Source organism: Actinotignum stranguriae, from assembly GCF_051265215.1.
In the GTDB taxonomy this organism is placed as follows: domain Bacteria; phylum Actinomycetota; class Actinomycetes; order Actinomycetales; family Actinomycetaceae; genus Actinotignum; species Actinotignum schaalii_C.
Genome location: NZ_JBOZCJ010000014.1, coordinates 15,901 through 33,480, shown reverse-complemented (window position 1 = coordinate 33,480; position 17,580 = coordinate 15,901). Strand labels below are relative to the sequence as shown.

Here is a 17,580-nt window from a genome sequence, read left to right as displayed (position 1 = left end):
GAGCTGTCACGCGGGCAAATCTGGCTGCGGGTACGCCTGTGCCCGGTATCGGAAACCGATACCGGGCACAGATACTGGTTTGCGGCTAGCCGCCCAGGGTGCGTGCCGAGCAATTCACGTGCTTAGCGGCGCACCACCGCATTCTTGGGAACAACAACCACGCCGCCTTCGGAAACATAGAAACCGCGTTCGCGATCATAATCGTGATTGACACCCAGCTGCGCGCCTTCTTCGATCTGGACGTTCTTATCCACGATGGCGCGGATAACGGTGGCATTGCGGCCAACGTTCACCCCGTCCAGCAGCACCGATTCGCGCACCGAGGACCAGGAATTCACCCGCACCCCGGGGGAGAGTACCGATCCGATCACTTCGCCACCGGAGACGATCACCCCGGGGGAAACGATGGAATCCAGGGCGTGTCCGAGGCGTTCGTGATGCCCGTACACGAATTTTGCGGGCGGTAACCCGGTGTAGCCGGTCAGGATGGGCCAGCGCTCGTTGTACAGGTTGAAATCCGGGGTAACGGAAATAAGATCCATATTCGCCGCGTAGTAGGCATCAATGGTACCCACATCACGCCAGTAGTCCTTATCGCGCTCACCTTCACCGGGGATGCGGTTGTAGGTGAAATCGTAGACACCGCAATTACCGGCTTCCACGAACCTCGGAACAATGCTCCCGCCCATATCATGCGCAGAGCTGGGATCGGCGGCATCATTCTGGAGAGCTTCGACCAGTGCATCGGTGTTGAAAATGTAGTTCCCCATGGATGCCAGGAACTGGTCCGGAGCTTCTTCCAGACCCAGGCCGGTAGTATCCTGCGGTTTTTCTAGGAACCGGGAAACCTTCTGGTGGTTTTCCTCATCCACATCGATAACACCGAAGGACGGTGCCAGTTCCAGCGGCTGGCGGATACCGGCGATGGTCAGGTCAAAACCGGATTCCACGTGCTGGTCCATCATCTGGGAAAAGTCCATGCGGTAGATATTGTCGGCACCGGTCACGAGCACAACATCGGGCCGTTCATCATCAATAACGTTCATGGACTGATAGATGGCATCCGCACTTCCGGAGAACCAACCCTTACCGCGCCGCTGCTGGGCGGGAACCGGGGCTACATAATTGCCCAAGAGGTTGGACATACGCCAGGTTCTCGTAATATGGCGGTCCAGCGAATGCGACTTGTACTGGGTAAGCACGATGATCTGGAGGTATCCAGAATTCACGATGTTACTCAACGCGAAGTCGATCAACCGGTAAATGCCCCCGAAAGGAACCGCGGGTTTCGCTCGATCTTCAGTGAGCGGCATTAGACGCTTGCCTTCGCCTCCCGCAAGGACGATGGCCAGAACGCGTAAATCTCTCCTCATGCCTACAGCGTACCGTAAAACGTGAAGTTGAACACCCGCCTCTCGAGGTGCGTGTGGACAAGCTGAGCGTAGGTCCACGCTGTGGATAGATGAGCGCTACGGCTGTGTTTCCCCGTGCGGTGGGATACCCTTGAGATAGTACGCACGCATGATTCGCTTCGTGGGGAAGCGGACGGCGGCGAAGAAGCCGGAGGCAGCCATGCGCATTGATTTACTGACTCGCGAATACCCCCCGCACGTGTACGGAGGCGCGGGAGTTCACGTTACGGAGCTTTCCCGTGTTCTCGCCCAGCACGCTGATATTCACGTGCGTGCTTTTGACGGTCCGCGTGCCCCCGCGGAGAACAACGATGTTCCCGCGGGTGTGGCGCTGCAAGGCTATAACTACCTCACCGAACTCGAGGGGGCTAACGCGGCTGTGCGCACCATGGGCGTTGATCTCGCTATGGTCACGGATGTTGAGGGAGCGGATCTGGTGCACTCCCATACCTGGTACGCGAATTTCGCCGGGCATATTGCCTCGATTCTTTACGGAATTCCGCACGTGATTTCGGCTCACTCCCTCGAACCGCTGCGCCCGTGGAAGCGCGAACAGCTCGGGGGTGGCTACCACTTGAGCTCCTGGCTGGAAAAGACTGCGTACGAATCCGCGGCCGGGATCGTTGCGGTATCTCACGCGATGCGCTCTGATATTTTGCGTTGCTACCCGAATATTGCCCCCGAACGGGTGCGGGTGATCCACAACGGTATTGATTTGAACGCGTGGAAAGCTCCGCAAACCAGCGCGGATAGGGAAGAAGCCCGCCGGTATTTCGCCAGCTACGGTCTGGATCCGGACCGGCCTACCATTATGTTCGTCGGGCGTATCACCCGTCAGAAGGGGGTGCCGGGCCTGCTGCGTGCCCTCCGCCAGGTAGATAAGGGGATCCAGGTGGTACTGTGTGCCGGGGCTCCCGATACTCCTGAAATTCTGGAGGAAACAAAGGAACTCGTGGCCGAGCTGCAGGCCGAACGCGAGGGCGTGGTGTGGATTGACGATATGCTCAGTCAGGATCGTATTGTTGCCCTGGAATCATGCTGCACCACTTTCGTTACCCCCTCCATTTATGAGCCCCTCGGCATTGTCAATCTCGAGGCTATGGCGGTGGGGTTACCGGTGGTTGGCACCGAAACCGGGGGGATTCCCGATTGCATTGTCCACGGGGCTACCGGGCTCTTCGTTCCCATCGAACAAGCCCAGGACGGTACGGGTACTCCGCTCAACCCCGAGCAATTCGAGGCAGATCTGGCTGCGGCTCTCAACGAGGTGTGCTCCGATCCGGAACGGGCCGCGCAGATGGGAGCTGCGGGCAGGCGCCGGGTGGAAGATCATTTCTCCTGGGAAGCTATTGGCGAAAAAACTATGGAGTTCTACCGTGAACTCGTGGATAACTATCCGCGGCGCTAACTCGACCTGTCGTAGCAGCACGCTATTCTAGAACCATGGGTGACGTGCTGTCGTTGAAAGATGTAACGATACGCCGCGGGGCCACGGAAATTCTCCGCTCGGTATCCTGGGATGTTAATTCCGGGGAACGCTGGGTGATTTTCGGGCCGAACGGCGCCGGGAAAACCACGCTTATACAGGTGGCTGCCGCGCGACTCTTCCCCAGTTCGGGAAGCGTAGAGCTCATGGGCGAACGCCTCGGCACGGTGGACGTGCGGGAACTGCGCAGCGCCGTGGGCGTGACCTCGGCCGGGATTGATGCTCGTATTCCCGGTGGTGAAACGGTTTTCCAGGCGGTGCGCAGCGCCGCGTATGGGCACCTAGCCGCGTGGAATGAAGAGTACGACGCCGCAGATGACGCCCGCGCCCGTGCCATGTTGCGCCGGCTCGGTTTGCGTGACCTTGAGGAACGCAAGGTCACGCACCTATCCTCCGGGGAACGTAAACGCTTAGGGATTGCGCGGGCCCTCATGCCCAATCCGGAAGTCCTCATTTTGGATGAACCAACCTCGGGCCTGGATCTGGGCGGGCGCGAACGCCTGCTGGCTACCCTTTCGCGGCTGGCCGGGGAAGTATACGCCCCGGCCATGCTTCTGGTCACCCACCACGTGGAGGAAATCCCGGTTGGATTTACCCATATGCTGCTTCTTAAAGCGGGTAATGTTGTGGCGGCCGGGCCGCTAGCGGAGGTTTTAACCTCCGCGCGCCTCTCGGATACTTTTGATTACCCGTTGCAGGTGGAGGAAAACGCGGGTCGGTATACCGCGCGCGCTGCCCGCTAAGGGATCTGGCGCTCGGTATATCCGAGGCACAGTGCGTCCGGTAGCATGGCACCAGAGGACGAAGAGGCCCGGAGTCGGAGAACCGGCGGTACGGAACTCTCAGGAAAGGGAGAACAATGACGTGGCAAATTTGGGTCATCGCCGGGTTGGCACTCGCAATTGTTGAGATGTTTACCCTCGATTTCACTTTCCTTATGCTGGGACTATCTGCCCTGGCTACCGCGGGTGTGGCCCTGGGAACAGAGATTCTGTGGATTCAGATTGTGGCCTACGGGGTTTTCGCTCTTATTCTCTTGCTTTTCGCGCGCCCCTGGGCGCGCCGCCACGTCAATCCGCGCGGAGCTGCCGTCGGCAATGTGGAAGCGCAGGTGGGTCGGCGGGCATACGCGCTCACGGAAATTAACGAGCGCAGCGGGCGCGTGAAAATTGGTGGAGATGAATGGAGTGCGCGTACCGCTGCGGGGCGCATCCCGGAGGGCGGCGTCGTACTTGTACAAGCAATTGACGGTGCTACCGCAATCGTGACACCAGAATCGTAAATTGTATCTACTCAGGTATCACCGAAAAGTCACCGAGGCCGCCTAGCGGCACAAAGGAACAATCATGGATGTTGATCTCAACGCGAGCACGATTATTGGCGTGCTCCTGCTCTTACTCCTTCTCCTTGTGGTGGTGGCGGTGTTCCGTTCCGTCATCAAGGTGCAGCAAGGCTACCAGGTAGTTGTGGAACGCCTGGGACGCTACCACTCCGTGCTGCAACCGGGGCTGCACTTCTTGGTGCCGTTCTTCGACGCGGTACGCCAGCGCATCGATATGCGTGAGCAGGTGGTGCCCTTCCCACCTCAGCCGGTTATTACCTCCGATAACATCAACGTCTCCATTGATACGGTTATTTACTATCAGGTGACGAACGCGTATTCCGCAACTTACGAAATTGCCGACCCGATGACGGGTATTGAGCAGCTGGCCGTAACCACCTTGCGTAATATTATCGGCACGATGGATATGGAACAGGCCCTCACCGGCCGTGACCGTATTAATGATCAGCTCCGCAGCGTGCTGGACGATGCTACCGGGCGCTGGGGCATTCGCGTCTCGCGCGTGGAGTTGAAGGCGATTGATCCGCCGGCCACGGTCCAGGGTGCGATGGAGCAGCAGATGAAGGCGGAACGTGACCGCCGTGCCGCGATTCTCACCGCGGAAGGTATTAAGCAATCCCAGATTCTGACCGCTGAAGGTGAAAAACAATCCGCTATTCTCAAGGCCGAAGGTCAAGCTCAGGCCACTGTTCTCAAGGCTCAGGGTGAGTCCCGCGCTATCCTCCAAGTCTTCGACGCTATCCACAAGGGCAATGCTGATCCGAAGCTGCTCTCCTACGAATACATCAAGACGCTGCCGCAGATCGCTAATTCGCAGTCTTCGAAGCTGTGGATTGTTCCTACCGAGCTCACCGCCGCGCTCGATGCGGTGCAGAAGGGTTTCGGCGGCGGCCGTAGCGGCGGGGGAGACGAACCCGGCCCGACAGGGCCCACCGGGGTCGATTTTGAGAACGCGGCCGATGTAGCGGATGTTCTCAAGGAAACAACCCTCCCCGATATTGATTCGGCGCTGGCAGATGCGCGCGGAGAAGCCAATCGAGCTGTTGACGATGCGCGCGGTTCCGTTTCCGATCCCACCCAGATCCCGAAGAACTAGGCACATAAGGAGAGCTCATCCGCGGCGTAAAGTTGCGGAGCCTGCGCAGGATTACTGACCGGGGCCGCCCAGCGTGCGAAACGCGCGGGGCGGCCCCGGTGATTTGTATCCGGTACCGACGCGGTGGCACGCTTGCTATGTGTTGATTTACCTCGATAACGTTGCCGCTCCCGAACTCGATGATTATTTCCGGCTCACCGATGTGCACCTGCGCCGCTTACTCGAACCCGAGCGGGGAGTGTATATGGCCGAATCAACGAAAGTTATTGAGCGGGCTTTACAGGCCGGCCACCAGCCGCGCTCCTTTCTCACCTCCCCCCGCTGGCTCCCGGATTTGCAATCCTGCTTGGAACGCTGCGGTTGGGAGGCAGACGGAGCGGCGGCGCCCATCTACGTGGGTACCGATGAGATGCTCCAGGCAGTAACCGGCTTCAAAGTTCATCGGGGTGCCCTGGCCGCGATGCACCGCCCGGAATTGGCCGATGTGGCAACGCTGTTATCGCAGGCACGCGAGGGGCGCGGGGCACGGCGCGTCGTCGTTCTAGAAGGCCTGGTGGACCACACAAATGTGGGCGCTATTTTTCGTTCCTGCGCCGGACTCGGGGTCGATGCGGTGCTGGTGACCGATACCTGTGCCGATCCGCTGTATCGTCGCTCGGTCCGAGTATCCATGGGGACCGTGTTCCAGGTGCCGTGGACGCGGATCCACGAATGGCCGCGCAGTATCGAAAAATTGCACGGTCTCGGTTTCCTCACGGCCGCCCTAGCTTTGGAGGACGACGCCGAAACTCTGGACGATTTTGCGAACCGAGCTGATGTGTTGGCCCCGGATTCGCGGGTCGCGCTTATTCTCGGAACGGAAGGGGACGGCCTGAGCGCACGCACCGTCGCGAGCGCGGATGCCCGGGTCATTATTCCCATGGCCGGGCACGTGGACTCCCTCAATGTGGCTGCTGCGAGCGCGGTGGCCTGCTGGGCGCTGCGCACCCGCAACTGAGGCAGAAGCAAGCGGGCCCGTGCTGATACTGCCCCGGGGCGGAAGAGTCACTGAGAGAAGCGGAGCGTAACGAAGCGGCACGTAGAGCGGCTAATTGAGAAAATAATTACTGTTAATGCCGGGTATACCCGGTGGAAAGAAGGTGCTACGCACGACGAAAGTGGAAGGGTGCAGGACAGTTCCCGAATTGATTCGCTCGTCGCGTGGCGCTTGGCGAAAACAGTACGTGACCGGCGTGAAAGCCTGGGAATGTCGCAAGAAGATCTCGCTTTGCGCGCCAATCTCAACCGCACCACGTTGCAATCGCTAGAAAGTGGGCGCTCCGATCATAAAACCGGAAAGCCATCTAATCCGCAGCTGCGCACACTGCTCCAATTGGCCCGAGCGCTCGAAATGTCCGCCGGGGAACTCCTCGGTGAAGCCGAGCGCCTCTACGATCAGGCGCTTCGCGAGGAGGGCTTGTAGCCTGAGTCCCGGCCAGCGTTGGTGTGAGGTAGTTTGATATACCGGACATAAGGCGCGGGCCGTTACGCTGGGATGCGTCAGTGAAATACCTTAGGAAAATTGGGCGGCGCCGGGGTATCCGAGCTGACGCCAGGCTTCGTAAACGGCGATGGATGCCGCATTAGCAAGATTAAGAGATCGTAGGTGGGGGAGCATTGGTATGCGCACCGCCGCGGTGATACGTTCGTGGGCGACGACGCGCGCGGGCAAGCCGGTTGGTTCCGGCCCGAAAAGGAGATAGTCGTTGGGCTGGTAGGAGACTTCGGCGAAGTTATTTTGGGTGTGTCCGGTAAAAGCAAAGATGCGAGCATCGGGTGCGCTGGTGAGAAACTCCTCAAAATTCGGGTGAATAACGAGGTTGGCGAGGTCGTGGTAGTCCAAGCCGGCGCGTTTGAGATGCGCGTCAGAGAAATCGAAACCGAGGGGCTCAATCAGGTGCAAGGTGGCGCCGGTGCACGCCGCTAGGCGAATGGCCGCGCCGGTATTACCAGGAATGCGCGGCTCGAAGAAAACAATATGAAGCACCCATCTAGGGTACTAGCCTGAGAATTTCGCGCGCGATTTTTGTGTCGTATCCCTTCGGTAGAGTAAAGCCGTACCGTAAAATCGAACACGTGTTCTAGTATGTTGTGGGGGTGCTATGAGGGCGCAGAAATTAGCGGCCGCGCGGGCCGCGCTTGCCCGGGCGGAATCCGCGGTGGGATTAGCCGGCTCGCAACCGCAAGTACAACCGCAGTCGGGCGGGAAAGGCTGGGATCTTCCCCCGGAACTTTCTCCGCTTTTTCCGCGGGGCCTCGCCCCGGGAATGACGCTCGGAGTCAGCGGTTCGCGTATTGCACTGGCCTTGGTAGCCTCCCTGGTGAGCGCACAAGGCGCGTGGTGCATCTACTTGGGTATGCCTGATATGGGCTGGGAGGCCTGCGTCGGGTTAGGCAGTGATCTCAATCGGATTGTTACTATTCCCTACCTCCCGCCGGCGCGGAGCGGGGCAGTCCTTTCAGCCGCTATTGATCTTTTTGACGTGGTGATTGTGGGGAGTGCGCTGCGCCTAGATACGCGGGAGCAGCGCCGGCTTGCACAGCGGGCACGTAACCGGGAAACGCTTCTTATTGCGGAAAATTGGCAGGTTCGGGATCGGGTGAATGCGCGCTATAAATCGGTGAGGGGCCCGGCTAACGGAAGCGGGCATATAGCGTATATCACTGTGGAGCTTCGCTCCGGGCACGGTGCGCGCCTGCGTATTGAATGGGATGCTACTGGCTGGCATCCGGCCGCGGGCCTGCGTGCGGTGCCATCTGTACGCGAAGCTACTCCGGCACCCCGGGTTCCGCGCGGGCAGGTTACCGGGGGCGGGCTCCGTTTGGTACCCGTCAACGGTACGCGGGGAGGGGTGAAAATTAATGCGCCAGGCAACGGTATGGGTTCCTAACTGGCCCATCATCGCGGCGGAAATGGCAGGGATCGTTAGCAGAGAAATTCCCGTAGCTGTTGTGGAACGCCATCGGGTGGCCAGTCTCAATATCTGGGCCTGGCAGCAAGGCGCCCGGGTGGATATGTCTACCCGGCAGCTGCAATCTCTCGTACCTCAATGCCAGGTTATTCAACGTGATGGGGCGCGTGAACTGCGTTTCTTCGATCCGGTGCTGCGTGCTATCTCCACTAGAGTGGCGCGTTTTTCGCTGGTGGAACCGGGGGTGGTTATCTTTTCAGCGGCGGGGCCGGCGCGTACCGAAGGGGGAGAAGAACGCCTGTGTGAAAACCTCGTGGGAGATATTGTTGATGCCGCCGGGTGCGAAGTCCGGGTTGGAATCGCGGAAGGAACTCTTCCTAGCTTGTGGGCAGCTCGCACTTCGCGCATTATTGCTCCGGGTGCTTCGGAACAGGCGCTGGCCAGCCAACCGATCTCACTTTTTCTTCTTGCCGCGACACCAGCAACACGCCCCGCGCTTCGCGATTGTGTGGAGTTACTTCATGATCTGGGTATCACTACTATCGCTGATGCTATCGGGCTGGGGCAGCGTTCCCTTGTCACGCGTTTCGGCAATATGGGGCAATACCTGTGGGACCTGGCTACAGCGCGCACCCTACCCGCGCATAAATCAACTCCGGGTACGCGTGATATATCCGTGGTAGCCACCTTTGATCCTCCTCTCACTCACGCGGAGCATGCGGCCTTTGCCGCGCGTAATCTCGCCGGGCAGCTCGAAACAAAAATGCGTGCCGGCGCGGCCGGTTCTGCTCGCCTGGATATTCGGGCGAATGCTGCACACGGAGAAGTGAGGACACGCAGCTGGCACCTCGAACTCCTCACCCAAGAAGATGTGGTGGATCGGGTGCGGTGGCAAATCTCCGCCTGGATAGCGCAGCCTCGGGAAAACAACGAATCCTTAGCGGGAAGTCCCGGCGGTGATGGCGATGTGGAAGCCGATGCGGCCGATGTGGAAAACCGCGGAGGTATTACTCAATTAGAGCTGATAGCACGGGATATTACCCTCGTGGGCAACCATCCGGCGCCCCTCTGGGGCGCGCGCACCGCCAGCGATGCGGCGGCCGCTCGTGGGGCTCACCGCCTCCAAAGTCTCCTCGGTGAAGAATACGTGCGGGTACCCCGCAGGGTGGGCGGGCGCCTCCCCGAAGAAGATATACAAGAAATTCCCTGGGGCCAGGCGGTAGATACCTCCCGGGCTCAGCTTCCCTGGCCGGGCCGGCTGCCCGAACCCGCTCCGGTACAACTCCTGCGCACCCCCTATCCGGTGACTGTACTGTGTGCCTGCGGGCAACCACTTGCCATTGCCGCTACCACCGCGCTGCAGTGCCCGGGGGAGTGCTGGCATCCCTTTCCCGTTACTGTCTGTGCGGCTTTGCCCGCGGAACATGCCGCTCCAGGTGTCGGAAGTGCTGCTGTATTCGGCGGTGCCACCTCAGCTACGGGTAGCACCAGACCTCCCACCGCATCGCTCCACCCTCTTTTCGGTGCGGAAGGTTTCCTCAGGGTGCTCGACTACGCCGGCCCCTGGGTTAGTGAACAGCGCTGGTGGGCACGCGCTACCCGGCGTGCCTATATCCAGGCGGTCACCACCGCCGGGTCTGTACTTCTCTACGCAGAACAGGAGTGCTGGTATCTTGCTGCCAGCTACATCTAGCCATGACCACTTTTATTCGCAGCTCTCCCTATGTGCCATACGCGGAACTGCACGCTCACTCAGCTTTTAGTTTTCTCGACGGAGCTAGCTTGCCCGAAGATCTCGTGCACCGTTGCTTAGATCTGCGTATCGAAGCCCTAGCTCTTACCGATCACGATGGTTTTCCAGGTGTCATGCAGCTCGCGCAAGCTGGGCGGGATACCGGCCTTCCCACCATCACCGGCACCGAAATAACGTTGAACAGTACTCAGATGCGCGAAGGTCCGGATCCGGATGGTGACCATCTTGTTTTCCTTTCCCGAACCCCGGCCGGATACCAGCATCTCTCCCGCAGTATCGGAAACGCTATGCTCGCCAGCGGTGCGAAAGGAATCGCGCACCATACTCTAACTCAGCTTGCGCGTAATAATGGCGATATTCTTGTTCTCACCGGTGGCTGCCGGAAAAGCGCACTCCGCCGAATCCTTGATACCCAGCGAGGCAGCTGGGCTCGCAGCGCGGCCCGGCAGGAACTATCCCTACTTATCGATACCTTCGGGAAAGATAACGTCGTTGTGGAACTTACCTCCCATGCCGGGCCTCTTGATGCGCAGCGGTGTGATTTTCTCGAAGATCTGGCCCGGGAAGCTGGGATTCGCGCGGCGGTCACCGGAAACATCCACTATGCACGTCCCGCGGACCGTCCGATTGCCGATATATTCGCGGCCACCCGGGCCCGCCGCACTCTCGATGAGATAGATCCCTACCTGCCCGCCGCCGGAAGCTATCTGCGCTCCGGCCAGGACTTGCGTATTCTGCACCGCGGGCGTGAACGTTACCTAGAAGCCGCGGCTCGCATCGCAGCGGAATGTGCCTTTGACCTCTCCCTCGTCGCGCCGAATCTTCCACCTTTCCCAGTCCCGGAAGGATATACCGAAGCCACATGGCTGAGGGAACTGGTGATGCGTAAAGCCCGCGAACGCTACGGAACACCCGCGCAATACCCGCGGGCTTGGGAAGTGATTGAGCACGAACTTGAGGTCATCACCACCTTAGGGTTCCCCGGATACTTTCTCATCGTTGAAGAAATAGTTTCCTTTTGCCATTCTCGTGATATTTGGTGTCAAGGTCGCGGTTCCGCAGCTAATTCTGCCGTGTGTTTTGCCCTGGGAATCACCGCCGTAGATGCCGTGAAATACTCCATGCTTTTTGAACGATTTTTATCTCCGGGGCGTTCGGGGCCACCCGATATCGATATAGATATCGAATCCTCACGCCGCGAAGAAGTCATCCAGCATGTGTACGAACGGTACGGACGCTCCCGCGCTGCCCAGGTTGCCAATGTTATCTCCTATCGGCCCCGCTCTGCTCTCCGCGATGTGGCTCGGGCTTTCGGATATCCGGAGGGCCATATCGACCAGTGGGCATCAGCATTCCACCATCGCAGTATCAGCTCGGGCAGTGGCGCACAGCTCCAGCCAGCCGGGCTGCCCGAACGCGTTGCCACGTTGGCTACTCGGATACAGCGGCTCCCGCGGCATCTTAGTATTCATTCCTCCGGAATGGTGCTCTGTGACCGCCCGGTCATTGACGTTTGCCCGGTAGGTTGGGCCTCCAAGGCCGGAAGAACAGTACTGCAATGGGATAAAGATGATTGCGCTACCGCCGGGCTCGTGAAATTCGATCTTCTCGGGCTCGGAATGCTCACCGCCTTGCGTATCAGCTTCACCGAACTCGCGCACCGCGGAATTCTGGCTCCTAATGGCCACCCCCTCAGCTTGCACAATGTGCCGGCAGAAGATCCGGACGTTTATAAGCTCCTCCAAGCAGCCGATACCGTCGGAGTGTTCCAGGTGGAATCTCGCGCGCAAATCGCTACCCTGCCGCGCCTGAAACCCGAATGCTTCTATGACCTTGTTATCGAGGTGGCTCTCATCCGACCCGGACCTATCCAAGGTGGATCCGTCAACCCGTATATTCGGCGTAAACAAGGCAAAGAAAAAGTTACCTATCCCCATCCACTCCTGAAAAACGCGCTGGAAAAAACCCTGGGGGTGCCGCTTTTCCAAGAACAGCTCATGCATATTGCCATTGACGCCGCGGGCTTCACCCCCGCGCAGGCCGATCAACTCCGCAAAGCCATGGGCTCCAAACGCTCAGCTGCCCGCATGGAACGCCTGCGCGGCCAACTCATGGAAGGCATGGAAAAACAGGGGATAGCTGATCCGGTGGTGCGCGCAGAAATCTATGAGAAACTCGCCGCCTTCGCCGAATTCGGTTTCCCCGAATCACACGCCTTTTCCTTCGCCTACCTCGTTTATGCTTCCGCCTGGCTCAAAGTTCACCACCCGGAAGAGTTCTATATGGGTTTGCTGAATGCGCAACCGATGGGCTTTTACTCCCCGCAATCCCTCGTTGCCGATGCGCGGCGGCATCACCTCGTGGTGCGGCGGGCGGATGTCACGCGTTCGCAAGAACACGCAAGTGTGGAAAAACTGTGCGATACGGAGCCGCATCCGAAACGGGAACACCCGCGTGTCCACGTGGATAGCCAGCGCTACCTCCAGCTCGGGCTCACGAGCATCAAGGGCCTCGGGAATGCAGCAGTCCAGCGAATTCTCGCGGCCCGCTCCCACGCGCCTTTCCGTGACCTCGCGGATCTGGCGCAGCGAGCCCGGCTGAAAACAGCGGATATCGAAATTCTCTCCCGCGCCGGAGCCACGGATAGTCTGGGGCTGAGCCGACGGGCAGGTGTCTGGATTGCCCAAGCCGTGAGCAATGCTGATATCGCACGGGGCACCACATATCAGCCCGCGATTCCCGGAACCGAACCTTTCGGAGCGGTACCGGAGTTCCCGGAACTCACCGCCGTGGAACAAGCTCATGCGGATCTGCGCGCTACCGGTATTTCTCCCGACTCCTACCCGACGGAATTTATTCGCCCGGCTCTTAGCGCGCGTGGAATTCTTACGGTTGCCGCAGCGTCCACGCATCCGGAAAAAAGCCGGTGCAAAGTGGCCGGGCTTGTTACTCACCGCCAGCGTCCCCATACCGCGAAAGGCATCACCTTCCTCAACCTTGAGGACGAAACCGGGATGCTCAACGTCCTCATTACCCCGCAGCTGTGGGAACGATACCGGGAGATTGCGCGCACCTCGAACGCCCTGGTCATCCGCGGAATGGTTGAACGTGATGGCGGAGCCGCAGTGTTCCACGCGGATGGAATCACAGCGATCCCGCTGGGGATCAACCTTCCCTCCCGGGATTTCCGCTAGCCGCAGCGGCGAAGCTGGCAGCGAAAACGTATCGGCGTCGTCGCTTAAAACCTCTTAGCGAAAAGAACGCAACCGGCCGTGAACAATCGATACGATAACTGAAGTTGCTCCCTACCCGGAGCATCACCCGCACAGAATCTGGAGGCACAAGGTAATGGGTAAATATCGGGCACTGTTGCGGCTTGCGCGTCGGATCGGCCCCGCCATCGTTTTCGTGATCACGCGCTACGGACCGCAACTACGCGCCCTCATCCGCGAGAATCCGCAAATTGTGTCCAAACTCCAGAATCGTATGCATCAGCTTGCCGGGAAAAACCCAAACGAGCGGGAATCGCACAGTCTGGCAGGCCGCATCGAGATCCTCAAGGAGCACGTTACCTATCTCTACGCCTCGGCTAACACTCCGGAAATTGCCGAAAAAGCTGCGGCCTGGCGTGCAGAACTCGACTCTATTGAACGGGCTATTCCCGTCCTTGACGCGATGGCTCGCCCCCAGCGACTCACCGAACGGCGCAAGATTTCCAAGCGGATCGACGTGCTATCTCAAAATATTCTCTCCGCCAGCCTCAGCGATTACATTGAAGACGCCATTATTGACGACGACGCAGCTAGCCCCGAGCAGGGTGCTCCGGAAGAGAATACTGCGCCCGGAGCGAGACAACCGCACGTACCGGGAACCACCGAAACTGATACCTCAGGAGCGAATCTCGATTAGCGCGAGTTCTCCGAGGAATTGCGCGGAGACAGCCCCAAAACACGCGGGATATCCGGATTGAAGAAATTCGGGCCTTTGAGAACTTTGCCGTCCTCCCGATAGATCGGCCGGCCGTCCGCCCCCAGTTTTGATAGATTCGAAGCCTGCACCTCGGCAAGCACATCCGCCATCGGAATACCCAGTTCTAAAGCCATCCCGTAGATGACATACACCAAATCCGCGAGCGCATCAGAAATTTCAACGATATCGCGGCTCTCGTCATCAAGAGCAACAGCGCGCGCAAAAGCTGTGCTGATCTGTTCACCAGCCGCCCTACCGTAGGCCGCTGTCACCAATTCGGTAAATTCCTCGGCGATAAGGGACATACGCATCGGCAGGCGCGGCCGATCCGCATTCGGCCCGTCGGTGACGATAGGAAGAGCGTATGTTTCGTGGAACTGCCGTACCAGATCCTCCGGCCGGCGTGGATCGGAAAAAGCCGGATGCTTCTCGCTGGGACCAAACCAGGCATGCGCAGGCTCCATGGCCTCCCCACGCTGGAGAGTTGCCTGGAATAAACCATGGACCTCGCCCTTATTCACCGTGGCCGCCGGGCGAATACCAACGAAGGAAAAACCGAGCTTCCACGCGATCTTCGCCGACGCCCAATTAATATCCGAGCCTTGCACTTCACAATCCCAATGCATGGCGGCAAGATCAGTCTTATCGAAGAAGTATTCCAATACTGCGCGAACGGCCTCCGTCACCATCCCGGTATTACGGGCCTCTTTGGCGGCCCAAAAACCGAGCCGACCGATGCGTCCGTTCCCTGCTACATCCACCTGAACACATCCCAGCGGTATTGATGCACAGTTGTGGCGGATCAACCACACCGGTGAACCTTCTGCCCATTTTTGCGGCGCGAACTCCGTGACGAAAGTTTCGGCATCAGAGCGCGAATACCCGGCCGGAATCGTGGTCCAGCGTTGAATATCCGGATCTGCGCATATCGTGGCCAGCGCGGGAACATCCGCGGGGCGCGGAGCGCTGAGAAAGTACGACGGCGTGGTTAGTGTGAACTCCTGCATGGCTTTAGTGTACGCAGGCCAGCAAGCCTACAAAAACGCGAGGCCCGAACCGCCAGACAGTTCGGGCCTCGCGCCAGTTCCCGACGCTCCTCACGGAATCCTAGAAGCACCGCGAGAAGCAGCCGATCTCAGAGCTTAGGCTTCCACCAGGCCGTGCCGCTTGAGCAGGGCGGTGGCATCGACATCCCGCCCGAGGAGCGCCGCGAAAGACTCCTTCGGATCACGTGAATTACCCCGCGAGAGAACCTCGCGACGCAACTTTTCGCCAGCCTCCCGATTGAGGCCGAGATCGCCTTCCCGTGCGGCATCGTTCTGGAACCACGCCACCGTATCCGCGTCCAGGGCTTCACACCAGGTGTACGAGTAGTACCCGGCAGAATAGCCACCGGAGAAAACGTGGTTAAAGTAGGCGCTACGGTACCGCGGGGGCACCAGCTCATGCTGGACGCCCGTGGCTCGCAAAGCCTTCTCTTCGAAAGCTTCGAAGTCCGCGGGGCTTGCGGGGACTTCGGCTTCACTGAGCCGATGCCAGGCCTGATCCAGGAGCACCGCCTGCTCGATTTCGCACATGCGGAAGCCTGCACCGTAGCCGCGCGAGGCAACGAGTGCCTCAGTTTGGGCGGCGGGAAGAACCTCCCCGGTCTGGTAGTGGCGAGCGTAGCGCGAGAGTACCTCCGGATGCCGCGCCCAAATCTCGTTGACTTGGGAGGGGTATTCCACGAAATCGCGCGGAACATTCGTTCCGGCCACCGAGGGCCAACGCACGTCGGAGAGGAATCCATGCAGGGCGTGCCCGAATTCGTGGAAGGCGGTTTCCACTTCGTCCCAGCTCAGCAAGGTGGGCTCGCCGGGAGCCGGCTTGGTGATATTGAGGTTATTGCAGATAACCGAAGCCGGGGCGCCCTCCGCGGACTTCTGCACGATAGCGTGCATCCACGCGCCCCCGCGCTTACCGGGCCGCGCGTAGTAATCACCGAGGAAGTAGCCGAGGAAGGTGCCATCTTCTTCAGTGACCTTCCAGACGACCACGTCATCGGTATACCCGTGTTCTTCGGTGCGGGTGAAAGTCAGGCCATAAAGCTTATTCGCCGCGTAGAAAACACCCTTTTCCAACACATTATCGAGCTCGAGATACGGGGTGAGGGCCTCGTCATCAATGCTGAACTTTTCGGCACGCGCCTGGTTCTGGGCCCGCACCCAATCGCTAGCGGTGAAGCTATCCTTCGCCCAGCGTTCCTTGACGAAAGCGGCCAGCTCCTCAGCTTCGGCAGCAACATTGCGGGCAATGGGGGCCATCATGGGGGAGAGGAGCGCATCGATATTCTCCAGCGTCCCGGCCGAAGAATTCGCGGCCACGTAGGCGGCATGGTTCGGGTAGCCGAGCAGCTTGGCCGCCCGGGCCCGCAGTCGCACCAGTTCCAGAATGGACTCGCGGGTATCGGTAGCCGCGTCATGGCCATCACAGCGCCGCAGGGAAGCATCCAGGAGGCGGGTACGGGCTGCGGCGTCGTCCAAATTATCGAGCAGGGGCTGCTGGGTGGGAAGACGCAGCGTGGCAAGATAAGCGGCCGAGCTATCCGCCGCGGCGGCCTCCCCGGCCAAGCCTTCGCGCTGCGAAGCCGAAAGTCCGCTCAGCTCTGCTTCGGTGAATTCCACCGCATCATCCAGGCCGGCCTGCACGATGCGCTGACCGATCTCGGTAGAAAGTTTGGCCATGCGGTTATTGATAGTCGCCAGTTCGCCCCGGGCCGCTTCATCGAGCCCGGCACCGGACTGCTGGCAGCGCTTGAGGTGCTCGCGGGCGGTATACGCGGTTTCCGGATCCAGATCCGCCTGGCACAGCTGTTCAAAACGCCGGTACAACCGCGGATCCATATACAGCGCGTCCTCGTGTGCGGTCATTTTCGGGCTGAGCTCGGCCTCAACACGATCCCACTCCGCCCCGCCAATCGAGGAACAATAGGTGTAGAAAATCGAGGCTTCCACCTCGAGTTGCGCGCCGGAAAGCTCAAAGGGGCGCAGGAAATTATCAACGGTGGGCGCATCTGTAACCTCGAGAAGAGAGGCGACGACGCCGCGCTGGTGCTCCATCAAATCAAGGACCGTGGCAAGTTGAGATGCCGGGATCACATGCGAAAAATCAGGTAAGAGAGTACTCATAGGCTTAACGGTAGCGGGCCGGGCCGAACAAGTACTAGCGTGGCCCGCGTACAAGTACCGGCGGGGCCCGCACCAGAACCCGCACCAGGGTGCGTAAGTGGAATCACACCATGTCCCGGCCCTAGGATTTGAAAAAACGGGCGCGGGCCTGGTAGATTCTTCTCTGTTGCTCAGCACGGTGTGCTGAATGGCAATCACCGCGCGGGTGGCGGAATAGGCAGACGCGCTAGCTTGAGGTGCTAGTCCTCGTATAGAGGGTGGGGGTTCAAGTCCCCCTCCGCGCACGGTGAGAAAGCCCTGGAAAATACCAACTTCCGGGGCTTTTCGCATGCCCGGTGTTTTGCCGGCCTACTCTGTGGAGAGACCCGGTGCCGAAGAGGTTAGCTAATCGCGTGCCTTTCGGG

14 protein-coding genes and 1 tRNA gene are annotated in these 17,580 nt (G+C 59.6%); 11 read left to right on the top strand and 4 right to left on the bottom strand.

What is annotated here, in order from left to right; genetic code table 11:
- Nucleotides 1-122: 122 nt before the first annotated feature.
- The gene (gene glgC, locus ACRQEG_RS06010; protein WP_320757197.1) at nt 123-1,373 is read right to left on the bottom strand and encodes a glucose-1-phosphate adenylyltransferase; all 1,251 of its coding nucleotides are present in this window, start codon (nt 1,371-1,373) and stop codon (nt 123-125) included.
- A gap of 199 nt (nt 1,374-1,572) precedes the next feature.
- On the opposite strand from glgC, the gene glgA reads away from it, so the two are divergent.
- The 6 genes from glgA to ACRQEG_RS05980 all read left to right on the top strand — a co-directional run bounded on the left by glgA (nt 1,573) and on the right by ACRQEG_RS05980 (nt 6,798).
- Nucleotides 1,573-2,820, top strand: a complete 1,248-nt coding sequence (gene glgA / locus ACRQEG_RS06005) for a glycogen synthase (RefSeq protein WP_435733817.1) — start codon at nt 1,573-1,575, stop codon at nt 2,818-2,820.
- 35 nt (nt 2,821-2,855) lie between these two features.
- Nucleotides 2,856-3,641 carry an ABC transporter ATP-binding protein gene (locus ACRQEG_RS06000; protein WP_320757196.1) on the top strand — a complete coding sequence of 262 codons (786 nt, stop codon included), beginning with the start codon at nt 2,856-2,858 and terminating at the stop codon, nt 3,639-3,641.
- Nucleotides 3,642-3,757: 116 nt separating this feature from the next.
- Complete coding sequence (locus ACRQEG_RS05995) at nt 3,758-4,180, top strand: NfeD family protein (protein WP_016442717.1); 423 nt, start codon at nt 3,758-3,760, stop codon at nt 4,178-4,180.
- Between the two features lie 64 nt (nt 4,181-4,244).
- Complete coding sequence (locus ACRQEG_RS05990) at nt 4,245-5,336, top strand: SPFH domain-containing protein (protein WP_320757195.1); 1,092 nt, start codon at nt 4,245-4,247, stop codon at nt 5,334-5,336.
- 139 nt (nt 5,337-5,475) lie between these two features.
- Nucleotides 5,476-6,333, top strand: coding sequence for a TrmH family RNA methyltransferase (locus ACRQEG_RS05985; RefSeq protein WP_320757194.1), 858 nt, complete (start codon nt 5,476-5,478; stop codon nt 6,331-6,333).
- Between the two features lie 168 nt (nt 6,334-6,501).
- Nucleotides 6,502-6,798: a helix-turn-helix transcriptional regulator gene (locus tag ACRQEG_RS05980; RefSeq protein WP_016442720.1), complete on the top strand. Its 297-nt coding sequence runs from the start codon at nt 6,502-6,504 to the stop codon at nt 6,796-6,798.
- Nucleotides 6,799-6,888: 90 nt separating this feature from the next.
- On the opposite strand, the gene ACRQEG_RS05975 is transcribed toward ACRQEG_RS05980, so the two are convergent.
- Nucleotides 6,889-7,362 (bottom strand): tRNA (cytidine(34)-2'-O)-methyltransferase, encoded by a 474-nt coding sequence (locus ACRQEG_RS05975; RefSeq protein WP_320757193.1) that lies wholly within the window; start codon nt 7,360-7,362, stop codon nt 6,889-6,891.
- A gap of 115 nt (nt 7,363-7,477) precedes the next feature.
- On the opposite strand from ACRQEG_RS05975, the gene imuA' reads away from it, so the two are divergent.
- From imuA' to ACRQEG_RS05955, 4 genes are all read left to right on the top strand, one after another.
- A complete protein-coding gene (imuA', locus tag ACRQEG_RS05970) occupies nt 7,478-8,266 on the top strand; it encodes a DnaE2-dependent mutagenesis accessory factor ImuA' (RefSeq protein WP_320757192.1) in 789 nt (262 codons plus the stop codon).
- On the top strand, nt 8,238-9,980 hold the full coding sequence (locus ACRQEG_RS05965; RefSeq protein ID WP_320757191.1) for a DNA polymerase Y family protein: 1,743 nt from the start codon (nt 8,238-8,240) through the stop codon (nt 9,978-9,980). Before imuA' ends, ACRQEG_RS05965 begins: the two co-directional genes overlap by 29 nt.
- A gap of 2 nt (nt 9,981-9,982) precedes the next feature.
- Complete coding sequence (locus tag ACRQEG_RS05960; protein ID WP_320757190.1) at nt 9,983-13,234, top strand: error-prone DNA polymerase; 3,252 nt, start codon at nt 9,983-9,985, stop codon at nt 13,232-13,234.
- 154 nt (nt 13,235-13,388) lie between these two features.
- Nucleotides 13,389-13,949, top strand: coding sequence for a hypothetical protein (locus ACRQEG_RS05955; protein ID WP_320757189.1), 561 nt, complete (start codon nt 13,389-13,391; stop codon nt 13,947-13,949).
- Here ACRQEG_RS05955 and ACRQEG_RS05950 read toward each other — a convergent pair.
- Together ACRQEG_RS05950 and ACRQEG_RS05945 are read right to left on the bottom strand one after the other, a co-directional pair.
- Nucleotides 13,946-15,016 carry a GNAT family N-acetyltransferase gene (locus ACRQEG_RS05950; RefSeq protein WP_320757188.1) on the bottom strand — a complete coding sequence of 357 codons (1,071 nt, stop codon included), beginning with the start codon at nt 15,014-15,016 and terminating at the stop codon, nt 13,946-13,948. The two genes, ACRQEG_RS05955 and ACRQEG_RS05950, sit on opposite strands and share 4 nt — an antisense overlap.
- Before the next feature lie 135 nt (nt 15,017-15,151).
- Nucleotides 15,152-17,176, bottom strand: a complete 2,025-nt coding sequence (locus tag ACRQEG_RS05945; protein WP_320757187.1) for a M3 family metallopeptidase — start codon at nt 17,174-17,176, stop codon at nt 15,152-15,154.
- Nucleotides 17,177-17,375: 199 nt separating this feature from the next.
- Here ACRQEG_RS05945 and ACRQEG_RS05940 point away from each other — a divergent pair.
- Nucleotides 17,376-17,460, top strand: a tRNA-Leu gene (locus tag ACRQEG_RS05940).
- Nucleotides 17,461-17,580 lie beyond the last annotated feature (120 nt).

Coding starts and splice junctions, on each gene's coding strand:
- glgC (WP_320757197.1), bottom strand. CDS start 1,373: ATGAGGAGAGATTTACGCGTTCTGGCCATCGTCCTTGCGGGAGGCGAA.
- glgA (WP_435733817.1), top strand. CDS start 1,573: ATGCGCATTGATTTACTGACTCGCGAATACCCCCCGCACGTGTACGGA.
- ACRQEG_RS06000 (WP_320757196.1), top strand. CDS start 2,856: ATGGGTGACGTGCTGTCGTTGAAAGATGTAACGATACGCCGCGGGGCC.
- ACRQEG_RS05995 (WP_016442717.1), top strand. CDS start 3,758: ATGACGTGGCAAATTTGGGTCATCGCCGGGTTGGCACTCGCAATTGTT.
- ACRQEG_RS05990 (WP_320757195.1), top strand. CDS start 4,245: ATGGATGTTGATCTCAACGCGAGCACGATTATTGGCGTGCTCCTGCTC.
- imuA' (WP_320757192.1), top strand. CDS start 7,478: ATGAGGGCGCAGAAATTAGCGGCCGCGCGGGCCGCGCTTGCCCGGGCG.
- ACRQEG_RS05965 (WP_320757191.1), top strand. CDS start 8,238: ATGCGCCAGGCAACGGTATGGGTTCCTAACTGGCCCATCATCGCGGCG.
- ACRQEG_RS05960 (WP_320757190.1), top strand. CDS start 9,983: ATGACCACTTTTATTCGCAGCTCTCCCTATGTGCCATACGCGGAACTG.
- ACRQEG_RS05955 (WP_320757189.1), top strand. CDS start 13,389: ATGGGTAAATATCGGGCACTGTTGCGGCTTGCGCGTCGGATCGGCCCC.
- ACRQEG_RS05950 (WP_320757188.1), bottom strand. CDS start 15,016: ATGCAGGAGTTCACACTAACCACGCCGTCGTACTTTCTCAGCGCTCCG.
- ACRQEG_RS05945 (WP_320757187.1), bottom strand. CDS start 17,176: ATGAGTACTCTCTTACCTGATTTTTCGCATGTGATCCCGGCATCTCAA.